Source organism: Mesorhizobium sp. M1006 (assembly GCF_040318825.1).
GTDB lineage: Bacteria > Pseudomonadota > Alphaproteobacteria > Rhizobiales > Rhizobiaceae > Mesorhizobium.
This window is the reverse complement of the sequence record NZ_JAMYMZ010000082.1, coordinates 1-16,569: the sequence shown is the minus strand read 5'-3', so window position 1 is coordinate 16,569 and position 16,569 is coordinate 1. Positions and strand designations below refer to the sequence as shown.

The following is a 16,569-nucleotide window of genomic DNA, read 5'->3' as shown; positions in this document are numbered from 1 at the left end:
CCCCCCACCCCTAAACATATAACTTCCGCCTGCGGCGCTTTGATTCTTTCTTAATACTCGACTTCCTCGTCCCTCTTTCACCCCCCTTGTTGGGGGGGGGGGGCCGCCCCCCGCCGGGGCCCCCCCCCGCCGATGTCACTGGGGGTTGTTCCAGAGGATGACCTTCTTGTTTTCCTCGCCACCCGGGGCGGGAGCGAGATTGCCGAAGATCACGCCGATCTCGGGGGCTTCCAGCTTGACCGAGAGGTACTCCTCGCCCGAACGTTGGGAGGTGCGGTGCCAGCCGGCTCCGATCTCGAAGCCCGTGCGCTTGTTGACGATCCGGTAGTCCGGCGCGTCCTCGCGCGACTTGTTGGTGTTCGGGATGAGGGTGATCGGGGCATTGACCCGGAGCGTGGCAAAGACGCCTTCCATCGAGCCGTCGGACTTGGTGGTGAGGTTTGCGATCGTGGTGGCCATGGTAGTTCTCCTTCGGTTGCATCGGGACCATTCCCGATGGCGCCAAAGGAGAGGGCCGTCCTGCTGCGGTCATCTCGGCGAAAATTCTGGAAAATTCTATTTGCCGAAAAATAGCGGGCAGGCCCTTCGCCTGTCCGCGGACAAAAACAGAAATCGAATTTTCCAGAATTTTCGCCGAGTGTACCCCCAACGGGGGTTGACCGCACAAAGCAGGCGGTCGTCTACAAAGGCGACATGAAACGGGAATGGCCCCGGATGCGAGCGAAGGAGAAGAACTCAGGCCGCCATCGCTTGGCCGACTCTACGCTGCCGGATCGCTGGAACATGCTGCAGCCTCTCGGGTCATGTCGTCGACATCGCCAACCCATCGAACAGCAGCCCGGCGCGTGAACCGCTTGGCATGTTCGGTATTGCGGCAGAGCGGTTTCGAGATCGGGGCCGGCTGGCAGCGGCCTTCACGCCCCTCGGGGGATGATACCGCGCAGTCAGGTTGGATGATCCGGCAAGCCAGCATGTTGTTCGGCACGCCTGCACCCGCTTCAAAGGCGAGAAGCGTCAAGATGATCATCCGCACAACGCCCCGCGGCTCTGCGCGTGGACCGGTTTCGAAAGGGGCCGGCTCCGTCCGCACATACAAGTGGATTAGGCGGCGAGGAGCCGGATCAACATATCTGATTGAACCCGCCGGGCTGTCAGGGGGACCGCCCGTACATCATCTTGGCAACGCCCGACGCTCGTCCGGCGTCATGCGGGCTTCGGCTTGGCGGCGAATGTCCGGACCGACATGGCGGAGCATGGCGCACCAGTCTTCCACATTGTACGTCGTCGCCATGCTGCCCCTGGCCAGATCGTAAATGACGCACGGCTTCTTCGCGATGGCGAGCCGAAGCACGTTGACGGCCGTCCCGGGTGATGCGCCATCCCAGATCATCATGCCAAAGTCGGCGCGCCGCGCCATCTCCCGGTCTTTGGCAGCGTGGAACCAATACCCGTGAGCGCCTTCAGGAGACGGGACATGGTAGGCAGCCCAGTCGCCCAGATTGTTGCGAGGTTCCTTGCCCGCATGGAAGACCCCGACATGTTCGTAGCCGTAGCCAGCGAGCAGGCCCTGCGCCTCGGCATCGGCCCCAGACGCGTCGCCAATCAGCACGCCGTGCTCTGCAGCGACGATCGCGCCGATGCGAGCGATGGCAGGTTCCGGCAGCTCGAATATCTCGCGTGATCCACCTATGAATATCATCGACATCGTGACTTTCCCTTCTCTCTAGCGCCCCCCGCCCCGCGCCGGCCGCCCTCTCCCTCGCCCCTGCGAGAGGGATCGTCACCCGAAGGCCGAGACGGCGAAAGCCGGCTCGGGGAGCGGCGAGGCGCCGCGACTAGAGCCCGGCCGGCCGTAGGCCGGCGCGCCCGGACCCTGCCGCTGCCGGAGGCGCTACGCGCATCTGGCTAGTGGCGCTTCGCGCTTGGAGCTAGTGGTCTTTGTCGGCCAGCCAGAGGCTCACGTCCTGGATCGAGCGCATGGCCGCGAAAAGAGAACGTCAATCCAGACGGCTGACGCGGCGGCCCTCGCTGCGCGCTTCGATAAAGGCGCCTGCGATCTTCATCATGAACGCCTTGCTGAAACGACCGAGGGGCTTACCGTCGGATTCGATGTACCAGGAGCGTTCGGCAATATCGTAGTTGTATTCGTCAACCACGATCCAGCAGCGTTTGAGATCGGTCAGACCGGCGCGGCGGCACTCGATAGCGGAGACTTCCAAACCGACCCGATCGCTGGTCGGTGGCTGGGTGGTTATCGCCAGGAGCGCGAGATGGGTCAGGCCATCTCTTGCGCCGCGGACAGCGATGACCACGCAGGTCGGCCGGCTCTTGCGGCCTTCCGTTTCGCCGCGCTCGTGTTGCCATGCCCAAAGATACGGGTAGGAGATCACCTGACCAGGCAGAAATCTACCGATCATCATCGTATCCTTCCCCGCGCGCCAATCGATCGATCTCGGCGGCGAAGAGTTCCGTATGTTCCTCCGGCATCTCGGAGACATGGTATGCGCGGCGGGGATCGCCGCCGATGCGCATCCGTTCGTAGTGCTCGTAGCTCATCAGCACGAACCGGGGTTTCCGGTGCTTGGTGAGAATAACGGGTTCGCGGCTGGCAACGTCGGTGACGTCGCCAACCTGCTTGTTGAGATCTCCGGTCGTGAACTGGCGCATGCTGGCCTCCTTATCGATCTCCATATTATCTGGATTGTCTGGATTTGCAAGAAAACGGCGCTCACGCGCCGCCTTCCGCGAACCGCCAGACGGGGATGCCTAGCCGACGCGCCTTGTCGGCAAGGTTCTCGGTAATGCCGGAGCCGGGAAATACGATCAGGCCGTAAGGCACCACCGAGAGAAGCTGGTCGTTGCGGCGGAACGGAGCCGCCTTGGCGTGCCGGGTCCAATCCGGCTTGAAGGCGATCTGGGTGACCTTGCGGTTCTCGGCCCAGCAGGCGGCAATACGCTCAGCGCCGCGCGGGCTGCCGCCGTGGAGCAGAACCATGTCGGGATGCTTGTCGCGGGCCTTGTCGAGCGCCTCCCAGATCCGGTCGTGATCGTTGCAGTCGAGGCCGCCGGCGAAGGCGATCTTGGTGCCGGCCGGGACGAGCACCTCGGTTTCGGCGTGGCGGCGGGCGGCGAGGAAATCTCTGGAGTCGATCACCGCCGCTGTCATCGCCTGGTGGCTGACCTTGGAGCCGGTGCGCGGCCGCCATGCCGATCCGGTCTGCGCCTCGTATAGGTCGGCGGTCTCATCGCGCATGATTTCGAGCACATTGCGGCGCTCGATATAGCTGATGCCTTCCGCGGTCAGCCGCTCCAGCTCGACGGACTTTACCTCCGATCCGTCCTGCTCCTGCTGACTCGAGCGCTGCGCCTCCTCGTTGCGGTCGAGGCTGCGGGCGACGCGCTCGGCGGCACGGTGGAAGACGTTTGCGAAGGACCAGAGCAGGTCGTCGAGATCGGGTTCGAGCCTGGTGTCGCCAAGCATGCCGGCGAAGGTCTCGACGATCCCGGCGAGGCCGGCCCGGATCACTTCGTCGTCGGGAAGTGGCCGAGGATCAGGTTCGTCCTGATGCGGGCGATGGCCGTACATCTGCAGTTCGAGGATGACGCGGTCGGTCGGCGAGGAGGCGTGGTAGGGCTCGTAGGCGTCGTCGAGAGGAAGCTCGTAGGTCATGGCGTGTCTCCGTCGGTTATGGCCGCGCCTATCGCGGCCTGACAGCGCATCCCGGCCGCGCGCCGGGCGCGGCCGCACCGAAGGCCGGAGCGCGAGCGGAGGACGGCGCAGCCGTTGCGGCCGTGACCGGGGGGTGGCAGGGGTCGCCTCTCAGGCAGGCCGCGGGCGCGGCTTCTCCGGTGGACCGCCGCCATGTCTGCAGGCTGTCCGGCGACGCCGCGCCGGCCCGCGTGCCGGCCCGACCCATTCATCCGGGCGGCAGGAAGAGACGGGCATCCTCCGGGACGAGCTGGTCACTGAGCCATGCTGCGAGATGGGCCGGGCCGAGATGACGCAGGTCGTCGTTGAAATCGCCGAGCTGCGGCCGCAACACCAGGGCGAGGATCCCGGCTTGGCCGGCTCGCTGGCTGAGACGCTCGATGCCGTGCCGGCCGGCGGCATCGGCATCGGCCGCGATATAGAGGCGACGGCAGCCAAGCGGGAAGGTCAGGCCGGCGAGGTGATTGGCCGAAGTGGCGGCGGCAACCGGCAGCGCCGGCATCACCACCTTAAGCGACGCCATCGTCTCGAACCCCTCGCCGGCGGCCATGACCGAGACGGGCGCACCGGGCTGGTGGCCAAGCCAGATGCCGTTGCCAAGGAGATTCCCCAGCGAACGGCGTGGATCCGCGAGTTGCGCCTTGCCCTGACCCGAAGGATCAAGCCAGGTGCGTTGTAGGCCGGTGATACGCCCGTCGAGGCTGGTGACAGCGGCAATGAGCGCAGGCAGGGTCTGCGTCTCGCCCGTCACGAGATCCCTGCAGTAGCAGCCGGGATGGAAGCGCACGGCACGCTCATGCGCGGAAAGCAGGATGCCGCGGCCGGCGAGGTATCGTTCGGCCAACGTGCCGGCGATCGGCTGCGACATGGCGAACAGGCGACGCGCCGCGTCAGGCGAGCCGGGTGCCGCGGCAGGCTGGCGTTGCGCGCCAGGAGCGTGGGGCGGTGGCAGCGGCACGGAGAGGAAGCGACGCGCTTCATCCGCGACGTCACGGAAATCAACAAGACCGCAGCTTTCTCGGATGACATCGAGCAGATCGCCAAACTCAGACGTCGCCTCGTCGACCCACCTACCCGCCGGGCCTTTCGCGTTGGCTTTCAGCCGCACATGCATGGAACGGCCGCGCGTGTTGCGGACATCGCCGACCATCCAGTAATTGCCGGAGCGATGGCCGTTGGAGAGATATTCGCGGCACACCGCCTCGGCATGATCGCCAAGGCGGCGTGCCAGCTCTGAGGCCGAGCCGGTCATCATCAGCTCCCTCAAGCCGCCGAGGTGCGGTCGGTGACGCCAACCAGCGTATGGCGGTCGAGGAGCGCGGCGAGGATGGCAGACCCTTGCGCGGACGTTGGGATGAACAGCCGGAGCTTCCAGGAGATGATCTCGGAGATCAGCCCCAGCGCCTTCAGCCGCGGAACCATGGCGTCGGTGAAGCCGATCAATTCGACACGGTAGTCGTTCATGACGCGGCCGCGGCGCAGAATCAGGCCATCGGCGAGTTGCAGTCCGATCCGTCCGTCGACAAGCCCGGTCCAGGCATCTTCCGGCGCGAGCTTGGGTACATCGTCGAGCCCCAGATTGCGGAACATGGTGGCGACAAGCGTCGGGGCGATGTGACGCCCGATGATGCGTTCGCCGGCATCGGTCTGGATCCGGTAGACCTGACAATCATGGTCTGGCAACCGCCGCCAGATCGGCAACAGCAGACCCGTCACGATGTGGAAAGTGCTGGTGGTGAACTCCGGGACGGCGTCGATTTCTGCCTGCCAAAGCTCGCGGAACAGGTTTCGGTCGGTCGGCTGCCAGTGGGTTTCGGCAAGGGCGTCGAGACCGAAGCGCAGCTCGTCGGTCGGCCGCAGCAGCCGCACGCGGTGTTCTATCGTGCCGTCGTCGAGCATCAAGCTCGCCGTCGGCAGCCGGATCGCCGCACGGCTGGACCGGGCGTTCACCAGCAGAACCGATTGGGGCTCCGCCCGGACGATGGCCAGCGCGTCGACCAGCCCGAGCGGCCGGATGCGGTCCTTGCGCGCGACGGTGAGCACGTGCGACTGGGCGCCGGAGACCGGATGGGTATAGACGGTCCTACGATCAGTGACGACGATGCTCTCCGCCGTGATCGTCTCCAGACCCTTGTCATAATTGCCGGCGGCGATGGCGCCTTCGATCTTTGCTGCCATCAGTTGCTCGAACACCTCGAACAGCAGGTTCTGGGTTTCGATGCGCAACGCCAGCAGGCGATTGAGCCAGGTCGTGATTGGCGGCAGCTCGTCCCGCAATCCGCCGTCGTCACTCGTCAGCGACAGCCCGGTCACCGTCTCGAAGGTCGTGAGCGAGCAGCCCTCGATCTTGCCCTGGTGCAGCAGATGATAGAACTGCCGCAGCGCCGCTCGGGCGTAGGCGCTTTCGAGATTGTCTTCGGCACGGAACAGCCCTGCCCCGCCGGTCTGGCGCTGACCGCGCGTGATCGCGCCCAGCGTGTCGAGCCGGCGTGCGATCGTCGACAGGAAGCGCTTGCCGGCCTTTACATTGGCGGCCATGGGCCGGAACAGCGGCGGTTGCTTCTGATTTGTGCGATGGGTCCGACCGAGACCCTGGATGGCGTTGTCGGCGCGCCAGCCGGCCTCGAGCAGATAGTGCTTGCGCAGCCTCTGGTTCCTGACACCGAGATCAGCGTGGTAGGAGCGGCCAGTGCCGCCGGCGTCGGAGAAGACCAGAACGCGCTTATCGTCATCCATGAAACTCTGGGTCTCGGCCAGATTGGCCGAGCCGGGGCGGTTTTCCACGGCCAGCCGGTCGATACGGTCGCGGCCGGATTTCTTGACGATGCGGCGCGAGCGGCCGGTCACCTCGGCAACCGTGTCGGTGCCAAAGTGATGGATGATCTGGTCAAGGGCACTGCCGACCGGCGGCAACGACGCAAGCCGCTCGACCATCTCGTCGCGCCGCCGAACTGCCTCGCGGCACTGGACCGGGTTGCCATCTTCGTCGTGCACAGGCCGCGAATACACATTGCCTTCGGCGTCCGAGTATTCCTCGAACAGCTGGATGGGGAAGGAATGCATCAAGTACCCGCCGACATACTCCCGCGGCGTGACGTCGACATGCAGGTCCGACCATTCCTCGGTCGGGATCTCGGCAAGGCGTCGTTCCATCAGCGCCTCGCCGGTCGAAACGATCTGCACGACTGCCGAATGACCTTCGAGCCGATCCTGCTCAATCGCGCCGATCAGAGTCGGCGTCATCATCGAGGTGATCAAATGCGAGAAAAAACGTTGCTTGGTACTTTCAAAGGCCGAGCGCGCCGCCGATTTTGCGTTGCGGTTCAGCGTGCCGGACTCGCTGGTGATGTTGGTCGCCTCGAGTGCGGCGGTCAGGTTGTTGTGAATGACCTGGAAGGCGTCGGCATAGGCGTTGTAGATGCGGATCTGCTCCTCGGTCAGCGCGTGCTCGAGCAGGTCGTATTCGACACCGTCATAGGAAAGCGAACGCGCTGTATAGAGGCCGAGCGACTTGAGATCGCGGGCGAGCACTTCCATCGCCGCGACACCGCCGTCCTCGATCGCGGCGACGAATTCGGCACGGTTGGCGAATGGAAATCCTCGCTGCCCCAGATGCCGAGACGTTGCGCATAGGCGAGGTTCTCGACGGCGGTCGCACCGGTCGCGGAGACGTAGACAATGCGGGCATCGGGCAGCGCGTGCTGCAGCCGCAGTCCCGCCCTGCCCTGTTGCGAGGGCGCGACGTCGCCACGCTCACTTTTGCCGCCAGCGGCGTTAGCCATGGCGTGGGCCTCGTCAAAGACGATGACGCCATCGAAAGATTTTTTCGCCCCCGACGGGTTTTCTCCAATCCCTGTCTGGCTTTCTTTAATCCCTGTCTGGCTTTCGGGCCTCCCCGCCAAGTTTCCTCTGTTCCCCGTCGGGCCTTCGTCCCTCCTGGCCTCTTGGCCGACCCAGTCGAGTATCTGGGCGATCCGGGATTTCTTGCCCTCCCGCTCTTGCGAGCGCAGGGTCGCGTAGGTCGTGAACAGGATGCCCTCGGCAAGGCGGATCGGCGTGCCCTGCCGATAGCGCGAGAGTGGCTGCACGAGAAGTTTTTCCTGGCCGAGTGCTGCCCAATCGCGCTGGGCGTCTTCCAGCAATTTGTCCGACTTGGAAATCCAGATCGCACGGCGGCGGCCCTGTAGCCAATTGTCGAGGATGATGCCGGCGACCTGCCGTCCCTTGCCGCAGCCGGTTCCGTCACCCAAAAACCATCCGCGGCGGAAGCGGACCGCGTTCTCAGCACCTTCTGGCGCGGCGGAGACGACATCGCAGGTCTCGTCAACAGTCCAGGCGCCGGTGAGATGGCCGCAATGGGCTTCGCCGGCATAGATGACGCTTTCGAGTTGGGCGTCTGACAGCAGGCCCTCGTCGATGATCGCATCAGGAAGAAGCGGCCGATAGGAAGGCTTTGGCGGCGCGACGGCGGCCATTGCGGCCGACTGCACGAGCGACGTCGGATGCGGTTTCGCGCGGGGAATGTCAATCGACTGGAGCGCATAGGGTTCGTAGATCGTGTCGGTGAGCCGGCCGCCCTCCTCCGGCATCCAGTCGCGCAGCTCATAGGCGAGGGGGACAGCCGGCGTGCTGTTTGCCATGACCTGGCGGGCGGGCTTCGCCCGCGCAGTCGGGCGGACCGATTGGATGGCCTTCGGAGCAGCCGTTGAGGCACCGAGGGGTGCGGCTCTCGCTCCCGATTGGGCAATGTGCATGGCGGCATTGCGCACGATGCCGTTGGACAATGTACCGGTCGAGTTCGGAAAGCCGCCCGGTGTCCGGGGCGGCAGATCCGTGATCCAGGAGAGCAGCGTTTCGACATCCGTGGCCTTGCCCGGCGAGCCGGAGAAGCTGGTTGGGTCGTTAGCAGGAACTTTGTCGATGATGGTCAAGCGGGTCTCAGCCGTCGTCCCATGGCGGGCGTAGACACGGCCGTCGATCGCTGCGGTGAAGACGGTGGTGCCCTGCTGCTGCAACCGTTCGAAGGCCGGCCGCCATTTGGAGTTTTCGGGAGACAGCCCGGAGCCGGTGACGGCAACGAGGCGTCCGCCCGGAAGCAGGCGTGCGAATGCGGAAGAGAGGTGCCGCCATGCGGCATCGGCGACATGGCCGTCGACATATGCGCCGACGCTGAAGGGTGGATTCATCAGCACGACGGACGGCTCCATGGCCGCGTCGAGATGATCGTCGATATGGGCGGCGTCGTGCCGCGAGACGGGAACGCGCGGGAACAGAAGGCCGAGGAGATCGGCGCGTGTCGCTGAAAGCTCGTTGAGAGCGATCGAGGCGCGCGCCATCTCGGCATGGACGGCGAGCAGACCGGTGCCGGCCGAGGGTTCGAGAACGAGGTCGCAAGATGAGATCGCCGCGGCGTGCGCCGTGACGAAGGCCAGCGGCAAGGGCGTGGAGAGCTGCTGCATGGCCTGGCTCTCGTCGGACCGTCGCGTATGAGTGGGAAGAAGTTCGGCGATGCGCTTCATCATCGCCAGCGTCGCCTGCGGCGTGGTGGACCGGGACAGGATCGCTGCTCCGAACCGGCGCAGAAACAGCACCTGGGCGGTTTCGAGCGCCTCATAGGCGTCTTTCCAGACCCAGAACCCTTGCGCATCGCTGCCGCCAAAACTTGTCGTCATGGTGGTGCGCAGTTCCGCAGTGGTGACAGACTTGCCCTGCTCGAGGAACGGCAGAAGCCGCATTGCCGCCTGATAGATCGCCTGGGCGTTGTTGATGGGGACGTGCCTCGGCGCGTCGAGGGGAGCGGCAGCTGTGGTCGAAACGATGTTCATGGAGATGTCCTTCGCGAGAGGGGAGAGGCGCCCGCGCCGACACTCTCTGCGCGCCAGCCGGGCCGCATTCCTCCCGGCTCCCCTCTGCCTCTGGCGCCGATGCACCAAATGGGTTGCGCTCTGCGCAAAGCCATGACTTGAATGCGCGCACAGGGATGCGGCGGCGACCTGGAGCGGCGGAGGTGATGCGACGGTTCAGAATTGGCAGTGAGGTTTACGAGGGGGCAGCGCCTGACCTGCAGGCGGCGTTGGCGAGCGCCTATGCCCGCACCGAGCGTCCGCTGTGCCTGTGCCGCGAGCCAGGCTGCCCGATGTATATCGCCCGCATCGGCGACCTTCACCTGATCAAGCGCATGCCGCTGAGCGGCGGCGGACATGATCCATCCTGTGATTCCTATGAATCACCTTACGAACTGTCCGGTCTGGGCGCCTTGATGGGCAGCGCGATAAAGCTCGATCCGCAAAGCGGCATGGCGGCCCTCAAATTGGACTTCAGCCTGTCCAAGACGGGGAGCCGGGCAGCGTCCGTGCCTGCGGGGCAAAGTTCCGCCAGCGTAACCGCCGATCCCAGGGGGATGTCGCTGCGTGGCCTGCTTCATTATCTCTGGCACGAGGCCGAACTGACGGTCTGGACATCCCGATGGGCCGGCAAGCGACATTGGTGGAATGTCCGCTGGCATCTGCTCGAGGCTGCCGGGCAAATGACGGTGAGGGGCGGACCGCTCGCGGATATCCTGTTCGTGCCCGAGCCGTTTCGCGCCGAGAACAAGGAAGCCATCGAACAGCGTCGCAACGCGGTTCTCGGCACGGCGCTCCCGCCGAAATCCGGTCCCCGAAAGTTGCTCGTCCTGGTCGGCGAGGTGAAGGAGATCGTGCCCGCCCGCTCCGGTCAGAAACTCGTCATCAGGCATTTGCCCGGTTTTCCCTTCATGATCGAAGATGCATTGCATCGCCGCTTGCAGGTGCGATTTGAGAAAGAATTGTCGTTGTGGGCAGCGGATTCCAGCTCGCATCTCATGACGATCGCGACGTTCGGACTGAACCCGGCCGGCCTCGCCATTGTCGAGGAGGTCGCGTTGATGGTGGTGTCCGAAAACTGGATTCCCTACGAGACGGTCCCGGAGAAAAGGCTCGTCGATGGGCTCGCCCGCGTTCGTGAGAAGAGCGTGAAGGGATTGCGCTTTGACCTGCAACCCGACCAGCCGATCGCCAACGCATTGCTTCAGAACAGGGACGAGCCGATAGCGCTCTTTGTCGTTCCGGCCGGTGCGGACGAAGCGTTCGAGGCGTCGCTCGACGAAATGATCGCCACGCGTCCGGAGATCGGCTCCTGGGTGTGGCGTGTCGGCGAAGGCGATATGCCGCCGCTACCGCTCTGAGCGTCGGCGGAATTTCCGTCGATGCTTCAGTATGCCTTAGGCCAGGCCCAGCTTTTTCTTGAGCTCGGCATTTTCCTTGCGCAGACGGTCGGCAAGCAGGTTCTTGAGGCGCTTGTTTTCTTCTTCGAGTGCGACAAGATCGCGGAGATCACCACTTTCTGAAGAAGGTGCGGCAGCTCTTTTCCAATAATAGTAGGTCTGCTCGGATATGCCGGCCTGGCCGACCGCAATCTTGCTGGTCGCGCCGCCAGCGATCGATTTCTCGATCTGGTCAAGCTTCTGGGCGCGTTCCTTCTCGGAATATGTCTTGCGGGTGGTCTTGACTGCTAACGGAGATTCAGCGGCCTGGGGCGCTGGCTTCGCCCCGTTCCTCCGGGCCGGCTTTGCGAGCTCTGCCTTCGCTTTCTTTGCTCGCGGAATTTTCTTCTTGGATTCAGGCACTTCCACTTTGGCTGGCGCTACTGTCGTCTGAACAGTCTGAGCGTCCTGAAAATCGGCCATGATATGCTCCGCTTTTGGTTTATCCCCTCCTTCAGCATCAATGGCTCTTATACTGAAGTCAATGACCTCTGAATTTGGCAACTGAGCACCGTCAGCCGGCTGCGTCATTTCCGTGACAATTTTGGACAGGTCGAGACCACCCCAGATCGAATGGCTTGACTTTTGCTTGCCGTGCTTCTGTTTCACTTCCACAACAAATGGCCGGATCTGGCGCTTCATAGTCTGTTCCTTGATGTGAGGACGACTTGCAAGCCAAGTCGCTGTTCGTTTTTGCGAGTATCCGACGCGAAGGTATCTGTCGCTCTCGCCGTGCTTTATCGGAGAAGCGACGCAACGAGCAAGCGATGTGTCATGGGCCTTAGCTTAGGCGACCGGCTCAATCAGCGGGGGCAAACATGCCTACTGAGAGGTGGATCTTCAGAGCTGCATCCATACACGCGATGCTCAGGCGTCTAGCCAGCGGCGCGCGATGACTGTGCACAATCCGGCTGGAGCGATTGCAATCCAAATTTTCTTGGGAACTAATCTTCTCATGGCGGCGGATGAGCTGGACGCGCTTGTTTTCGGGATGGCAGTCGAAAGCGTTCGTGCGCTTACTGTACCTTTCACGGAAAAAGTCTCAGAAATCGCCAACCGAAGCCACGGCGTACTGCTTTTCAATTTGCGAATCGATGGCGACATGGAACTTCAGCGGGTCGCCGCCATCCGCTATCCTAGCGATCAGACAGGCGTTCTGGTGCTGGGACAAGCAAGGCTTGTTGACCAGCCATTGCATGGTCAATGGCACTTTCTCCAGCTTTATCGCTCCCTTGGAGGACTGGAACACCCTTCCGCTACCGATGCAGGCCAAGACGAGTATCGCCGGCCCGGCCTGCCTGTTCATCGGCGCTTTACGCAATGCCGGGTACCTCCCGCATGGTAGGCACTGACCTGAAGTTTTGCTGAGGGCCGGATGCTTATATCCTCCTGGCAGTTGGCCATACGGACTCGCATGTTGGATACCGGGATGCAGGCTGGTGTTGCGGATAGAGGTCCGACCCTGGAGCGTGGCTTTCTTGACCACGAAGACCTCGTCGATGTTTGGCTCAACAGCTTGAGGATGCGCCGTACACGGGTGCATCCACTGAGCCAAGGTCAGTCACCGTGAGGAGACGTTTCGCCGCCGAGGCGCGGTTCTTATAGGTGCCCATCGTCGCCTTCCTTCGTCAGCTCTGACGCAATCGCACTTTGGACAGGAACTCGTCGATCTCGAGATCCGACAGATCATCGAGCACCTTGAAGACAGCATCATGCCTTCCGGCGTTAATGAGCGTGCGTTTGCCGCGATCTTCGGCCCACCGGCTCCGGCGGGGTCGCTCCCGGCCGACAGGCTGTTGACTTGGCTTTGGCGGCTGTTGCGGGATGTCATGCGGCGTGGGATTGGGACGGATTCTGACGACCGACGCCAGTGATGGCGCGGACGGCCGCCGCGAGCGCCGGAATGTCCTCGAGCATGCTGAGTGCGACGAAGTGGTTGGCCCCGCCGGTATAGTCCTTGCGCCCCGTGCAGGTCCTGATCAGGATGCCGTGACCTGAGGACAGCCCGAACTGGCCGACCTGAATGTAGGCGCGGTCATGGTGCAGGGTAATTTCACCGGAAACGGCTATGCCCGCCTTGTTTGAGCGCAGGTCTAAGCTTCCCTGCGGCAGGGCAAGTTCGACGGCGAGTTTCTTCAGCCGTGAACGGGCTGTCGCGTGGAAATGTCTCTTCTGCTGCTCGTCGTACGAACAGCTTCTTTTCCAGTCGAACATGCGGATCTCCATGAAACGAAAGCGTCCGGGATCGCCATGGCGATCCCGGACTTGAGAGTGAGTTGGAAATGAATGAGTCCGGTGGAGGTGCCGGACCCGTGCCGAGCGGGAGGCCGATTATTCGGCGGCCTGGAGGTGATCTGCTTCGTCGCCGTCGATGGTCACCGGCTCATCGGAGGACGGATCCGCATCGTCGGCGAGGAAGGCCGGCAGCTCGGCGGCATCGCCGTCGATAGCCGCCTCGTCCGACCTGTCGCCGGCGACCGCGTCGCCAGCATCGGTAGCCAATTCATCAATCTCAAGGCGCAGCGGCTCGGGCAGCCAGTTCGATCTTTCGAGAAGACGGGCGGCCTCACACGCCATGCTGTCCTTCTTCATGTGGTCGATCAGCTGCGCGGAGTCTGCGCCACGAGCTTCGCGGACAGCCTGTAGAATCCGCGCCTTGGTGAGCCGCCCGAGGAACTCAACGGTAGGCGTCCAGCCGGCGTCGACCATGTCAAACTGGAGCGAACGTCCAAGCAGGTCTGCATGCTGGAGCGCCTTCGGTCGCCTGTTCCAGGGTTCGACCACCGCATTGAGGGTCAGCGAGACGCAATGCGCGAACAGCGCCTTGCGGCTTGCTTCGTCGAGGCCGAACAGGAAGTCCCACAGGCCTTCCGCCTCATCGGGCAAATCGCGGTCCCAGGCTTCGTGCCGCTCGGCGATCTCCTTGGCCCAGGATGTCTCGGCAAGACCGTCGACCTGGCTGAAGCTGCCGCTCTTCAGGCTGATCTCCAGGCACGTGTCCGGCGCGAAGCGATAGAAGACCTGCAGGACGAAGGCATGGAGTGCGGCGACGATGGCGATGTCGACGTCACCGGCGAGCGCGTTGCGCAGTGCCAGCGTGCGCTGCGCGGTCAGGTCGAAGACGAGCCGATCGGGCAGCGGCTTGATGCAATCGTCCTCGCCGTCGTCGCCAGAGCCGTCACCCACCGGCTCGCCGTTGACGACAACACCTTCGCCATCGTCGCCACTGGATCGGGTTTGGCCCTCGGCGCCCCCTTCCTCGCCCTCCTCGACGTCGCCGGTCTCGGTCCGCGGCTCGTCCTCGGACCGCACGAAACCGGCGTCGACCTGGAGCTCGCCGTTCGCGGCAAGCGTAACGAACACACCGGCAATGTCCTTCTGGGCGGGATCGTAGCTTTGAGGACGATCATCGATCGCATCGAGCTCGGCGCCCAGCTGGTCGAGCTTCGCCTCGATTGCCTCGTCGGCGTCCTCGGCCTTGGCATAGTCCGCATCCAGCTTGTCGTATTCGGCCTTCAGCGCGTCGTAGCGTTCGATCTCCTCGGCGCTCAGTTCCTGCGCTTCGGCATAGATGCGCCGCATGCCGGAGGTATGGCCGTAGGGAAAGCTGATCGCCGCCTCGACCCATTTCCAGCCTTCGGCGCGGATCGCCTCGGCATCCACCTTCAGCCTGTCGAAGACAAGCTGCTCGACGAGCGCCGCATCGTGGAACCAGCCACCGGAGTCCTGCTCGAAGAGATCGCGCAGGATGACGCCGCCAGCTGCTTCATAGGCTTCGGCGCCGACATAGACGGCCCGGCGATCATCGGCCCGGACCGTGGTCTCCGTCAGCAGACGCCTGATGTAATAAGGTTCCTGCATGTGCGAGCTGGAAATCCGCTCCCAGACCTGCTCCTGGCGCGCGTGATCGTCCGAGATCGAAAACGCCATGATCTGTTCGAGCCGGATTTCGTCCTTCTCGTAGAGGTCGAGCAGCATCGGGGACACCGATGCCAATCGCAGGCGCTGCCTCACCGTCGCCGGCGATACGAAGAAGCGTGCGCCGATCTCCTCCGGATCGAGGCCCTGATCGCGGAGCGTCTTGAAGGCTCGGAACTGGTCGAGTGGGTGCAGGTCGGCGCGCCGCAGGTTTTCAGCAAGCGAGTCCTCTTCGGCCGAGGTCTCCTGCCTGCGGTTAACGATGCAGGGGATCGGCTCGTTCTTTGCCAGGCGCTTTTGCTTGATGAGGATACCGAGCGCGAGATAGCGCCGGCCGCCGGCCGGCACCTCAAACGTGCCGGTCTCCTCGCCCTCGCCGTCGAGCATCGGACGGACGTTCAGGCTCTGGATGAGCTTTCGCCGCCCGATGTCCTCGGCGAGCTGCTCGATAGACACGCCGTCCTTGATGCGCCGGACATTCTTCTGCGACAGCCTGAGCTTGTCATAGGGAATGTTCTCCGCGGCGTTCATCGCAATCTTCTGAATGGCGTTCTTTGCCATGGTCAGGTTCTCCATGACGGGCGGCCCGGGGCCTCTCCCCGAACCTCCAAGCCCGTCAGGAACCTCCCCTCCCCCCCTCTGCCTCCAGGCCTCACACCGGCGCCGGCCGCCTGCCGCAAACCTTCGCTAGACTGCGGACGGCAGAGTGACTATATATCTTCCATGAACGTGGAAGGATTATTGTCATGCCGGGGTTTAGTACCGAAGTGCTCACCGCCAATGAAGCGGCGGCGGTAACGCAGGTGCCGCTTAAGCAGGTGCATCGCATCATCGATGCCGGATTGCTACGCGGCCGTGTCGAGACACGCCGCGGCAGCCGCGTCATCATCGGAGCGGGTCTCGTCGGCCTACGCCTCGCCTGGCTGACGGCGGAGACGCTGACGCCGGCCGCGCGGCGGCGGATCGTCGAGCACGCCATTGCCGATGATGCTGCGCCCGTGGTCGCGGACGATCCGCTTAAGGTCGACCTGAAGCCGATCACCGCCGGGGTAAGGACCGGCCTCGGCCGGCTGAGGAAAGCCAAGGCCATGGTGGCGCGCGATCCAGCGGTACTTAGCGGTCAGCCGGCCTTTGTGGGAACACGCGTGCTTGTTCATGACGTTGCCGACATGCTCGCCAATGGCGATACTCCCGAGACGATCCGTGCCGCCTATCCGCAACTGACTCTCGACCGGATCAGGCTCGCGGCCGACTATGCGCTCGCCTATCCGCGGCGTGGCCGTCCGCCGGTCAAGCCGGCGTGGCGCAGCACGGCGGCGAAATCGAAACGCACAATCCGTCTCGACGATCTGCCGGCCGTTTCGTGAAATTCCTGATCGACGAATGCCTGAGCCCAGAGCTTGCGAAACTGGCGCGCGAACGGGGTTTTCCAGAGTCGAGCCATGTGCGCTGGCTGGGCCTCGCCGGCGCCAAGGACCATATGGTGACCCGGCGCGCGGTCGATGACGGCTATGTGCTCGTCACGCACAACACGACCGACTTTCGCGGCCTCTATCGCCGCGAGGAGCTGCATGTCGGGCTGGTCGCCTTCAACACCGCCCCTGGCCTGATGAGCCTCGATCTCCAGCACAGGCTCTTTCATCTCGCCCTTTCGGAGCTC

General features: G+C 63.7%; 15 protein-coding genes and 1 pseudogene. 4 read left to right on the top strand and 12 right to left on the bottom strand.

Translation table 11 applies throughout. The features are described from left to right. Positions 1-135 precede the first annotated feature (135 nt). The 9 genes and pseudogenes from NKH60_RS33395 to NKH60_RS33355 all read right to left on the bottom strand — a co-directional run bounded on the left by NKH60_RS33395 (position 136) and on the right by NKH60_RS33355 (position 9,534). Positions 136-459 (bottom strand): DUF736 domain-containing protein, encoded by a 324-nt coding sequence (locus NKH60_RS33395; protein WP_352693587.1) that lies wholly within the window; start codon positions 457-459, stop codon positions 136-138. A 301-nt stretch (positions 460-760) separates the two neighbouring features. Further along, entirely contained in the window at positions 761-1,027 is a 267-nt protein-coding gene (locus NKH60_RS33390) for a hypothetical protein (protein WP_352707514.1), read from the bottom strand. Between the two features lie 144 nt (positions 1,028-1,171). Then, complete coding sequence (locus tag NKH60_RS33385) at positions 1,172-1,705, bottom strand: hypothetical protein (protein WP_352785792.1); 534 nt, start codon at positions 1,703-1,705, stop codon at positions 1,172-1,174. 292 nt (positions 1,706-1,997) lie between these two features. Then, a complete protein-coding gene (locus NKH60_RS33380) occupies positions 1,998-2,417 on the bottom strand; it encodes a hypothetical protein (protein WP_352785817.1) in 420 nt (139 codons plus the stop codon). Then, complete coding sequence (locus NKH60_RS33375; RefSeq protein ID WP_352785795.1) at positions 2,407-2,667, bottom strand: type II toxin-antitoxin system prevent-host-death family antitoxin; 261 nt, start codon at positions 2,665-2,667, stop codon at positions 2,407-2,409. The genes NKH60_RS33380 and NKH60_RS33375 overlap by 11 nt, the downstream gene beginning before the upstream one ends. Before the next feature lie 61 nt (positions 2,668-2,728). Further along, positions 2,729-3,670 (bottom strand): DUF2493 domain-containing protein, encoded by a 942-nt coding sequence (locus NKH60_RS33370; protein WP_352874907.1) that lies wholly within the window; start codon positions 3,668-3,670, stop codon positions 2,729-2,731. A gap of 247 nt (positions 3,671-3,917) precedes the next feature. Further along, complete coding sequence (locus NKH60_RS33365; protein WP_352785801.1) at positions 3,918-4,961, bottom strand: DUF7146 domain-containing protein; 1,044 nt, start codon at positions 4,959-4,961, stop codon at positions 3,918-3,920. An 11-nt stretch (positions 4,962-4,972) separates the two neighbouring features. Continuing rightward, positions 4,973-7,252: pseudogene (locus tag NKH60_RS33360) on the bottom strand (strawberry notch C-terminal domain-containing protein); the annotation flags it as partial. Continuing rightward, positions 7,147-9,534: a strawberry notch-like NTP hydrolase domain-containing protein gene (locus NKH60_RS33355; RefSeq protein ID WP_352874906.1), complete on the bottom strand. Its 2,388-nt coding sequence runs from the start codon at positions 9,532-9,534 to the stop codon at positions 7,147-7,149. The gene NKH60_RS33355 and the pseudogene NKH60_RS33360, both read right to left, overlap by 106 nt. Positions 9,535-9,719: 185 nt before the next feature. Here NKH60_RS33355 and NKH60_RS33350 point away from each other — a divergent pair, with 185 nt between their 5' ends. Further along, positions 9,720-10,913 (top strand): DUF1173 domain-containing protein, encoded by a 1,194-nt coding sequence (locus NKH60_RS33350; protein WP_352785807.1) that lies wholly within the window; start codon positions 9,720-9,722, stop codon positions 10,911-10,913. Between the two features lie 36 nt (positions 10,914-10,949). Here the strand turns inward: NKH60_RS33350 and NKH60_RS33345 are convergent, their stop codons facing one another. Further along, positions 10,950-11,633 (bottom strand): transposase, encoded by a 684-nt coding sequence (locus NKH60_RS33345; protein ID WP_352509832.1) that lies wholly within the window; start codon positions 11,631-11,633, stop codon positions 10,950-10,952. 250 nt (positions 11,634-11,883) lie between these two features. Here NKH60_RS33345 and NKH60_RS33340 point away from each other — a divergent pair, with 250 nt between their 5' ends. Continuing rightward, entirely contained in the window at positions 11,884-12,336 is a 453-nt protein-coding gene (locus NKH60_RS33340) for a hypothetical protein (protein WP_352509833.1), read from the top strand. Positions 12,337-12,818: 482 nt separating this feature from the next. Here NKH60_RS33340 and NKH60_RS33335 read toward each other — a convergent pair whose 3' ends face one another. Further along, complete coding sequence (locus NKH60_RS33335; RefSeq protein WP_352509834.1) at positions 12,819-13,205, bottom strand: hypothetical protein; 387 nt, start codon at positions 13,203-13,205, stop codon at positions 12,819-12,821. A 117-nt stretch (positions 13,206-13,322) separates the two neighbouring features. Then, positions 13,323-15,470 (bottom strand): ParB/RepB/Spo0J family partition protein, encoded by a 2,148-nt coding sequence (locus NKH60_RS33330; protein ID WP_352874904.1) that lies wholly within the window; start codon positions 15,468-15,470, stop codon positions 13,323-13,325. Between the two features lie 185 nt (positions 15,471-15,655). On the opposite strand from NKH60_RS33330, the gene NKH60_RS33325 reads away from it, so the two are divergent. Then, positions 15,656-16,276 (top strand): DUF433 domain-containing protein, encoded by a 621-nt coding sequence (locus tag NKH60_RS33325; protein WP_352509837.1) that lies wholly within the window; start codon positions 15,656-15,658, stop codon positions 16,274-16,276. Continuing rightward, a partial coding sequence (locus NKH60_RS33320; protein WP_352874903.1) for a DUF5615 family PIN-like protein occupies positions 16,273-16,569 on the top strand: 297 nt, incomplete at its 3' end. The genes NKH60_RS33325 and NKH60_RS33320, both read left to right, overlap by 4 nt.

Excerpts from the sequence above, each read along its gene's own strand:
- NKH60_RS33395 (WP_352693587.1), bottom strand. The coding sequence starts at position 459 with ATGGCCACCACGATCGCAAACCTCACCACCAAGTCCGACGGCTCGATG.
- NKH60_RS33390 (WP_352707514.1), bottom strand. The coding sequence starts at position 1,027 with ATGATCATCTTGACGCTTCTCGCCTTTGAAGCGGGTGCAGGCGTGCCG.
- NKH60_RS33385 (WP_352785792.1), bottom strand. The coding sequence starts at position 1,705 with ATGTCGATGATATTCATAGGTGGATCACGCGAGATATTCGAGCTGCCG.
- NKH60_RS33380 (WP_352785817.1), bottom strand. The coding sequence starts at position 2,417 with ATGATCGGTAGATTTCTGCCTGGTCAGGTGATCTCCTACCCGTATCTT.
- NKH60_RS33375 (WP_352785795.1), bottom strand. The coding sequence starts at position 2,667 with ATGCGCCAGTTCACGACCGGAGATCTCAACAAGCAGGTTGGCGACGTC.
- NKH60_RS33370 (WP_352874907.1), bottom strand. The coding sequence starts at position 3,670 with ATGACCTACGAGCTTCCTCTCGACGACGCCTACGAGCCCTACCACGCC.
- NKH60_RS33365 (WP_352785801.1), bottom strand. The coding sequence starts at position 4,961 with ATGACCGGCTCGGCCTCAGAGCTGGCACGCCGCCTTGGCGATCATGCC.
- NKH60_RS33355 (WP_352874906.1), bottom strand. The coding sequence starts at position 9,534 with ATGAACATCGTTTCGACCACAGCTGCCGCTCCCCTCGACGCGCCGAGG.
- NKH60_RS33350 (WP_352785807.1), top strand. The coding sequence starts at position 9,720 with ATGCGACGGTTCAGAATTGGCAGTGAGGTTTACGAGGGGGCAGCGCCT.
- NKH60_RS33345 (WP_352509832.1), bottom strand. The coding sequence starts at position 11,633 with ATGAAGCGCCAGATCCGGCCATTTGTTGTGGAAGTGAAACAGAAGCAC.
- NKH60_RS33340 (WP_352509833.1), top strand. The coding sequence starts at position 11,884 with ATGACTGTGCACAATCCGGCTGGAGCGATTGCAATCCAAATTTTCTTG.
- NKH60_RS33335 (WP_352509834.1), bottom strand. The coding sequence starts at position 13,205 with ATGTTCGACTGGAAAAGAAGCTGTTCGTACGACGAGCAGCAGAAGAGA.
- NKH60_RS33330 (WP_352874904.1), bottom strand. The coding sequence starts at position 15,470 with ATGGCAAAGAACGCCATTCAGAAGATTGCGATGAACGCCGCGGAGAAC.
- NKH60_RS33325 (WP_352509837.1), top strand. The coding sequence starts at position 15,656 with ATGCCGGGGTTTAGTACCGAAGTGCTCACCGCCAATGAAGCGGCGGCG.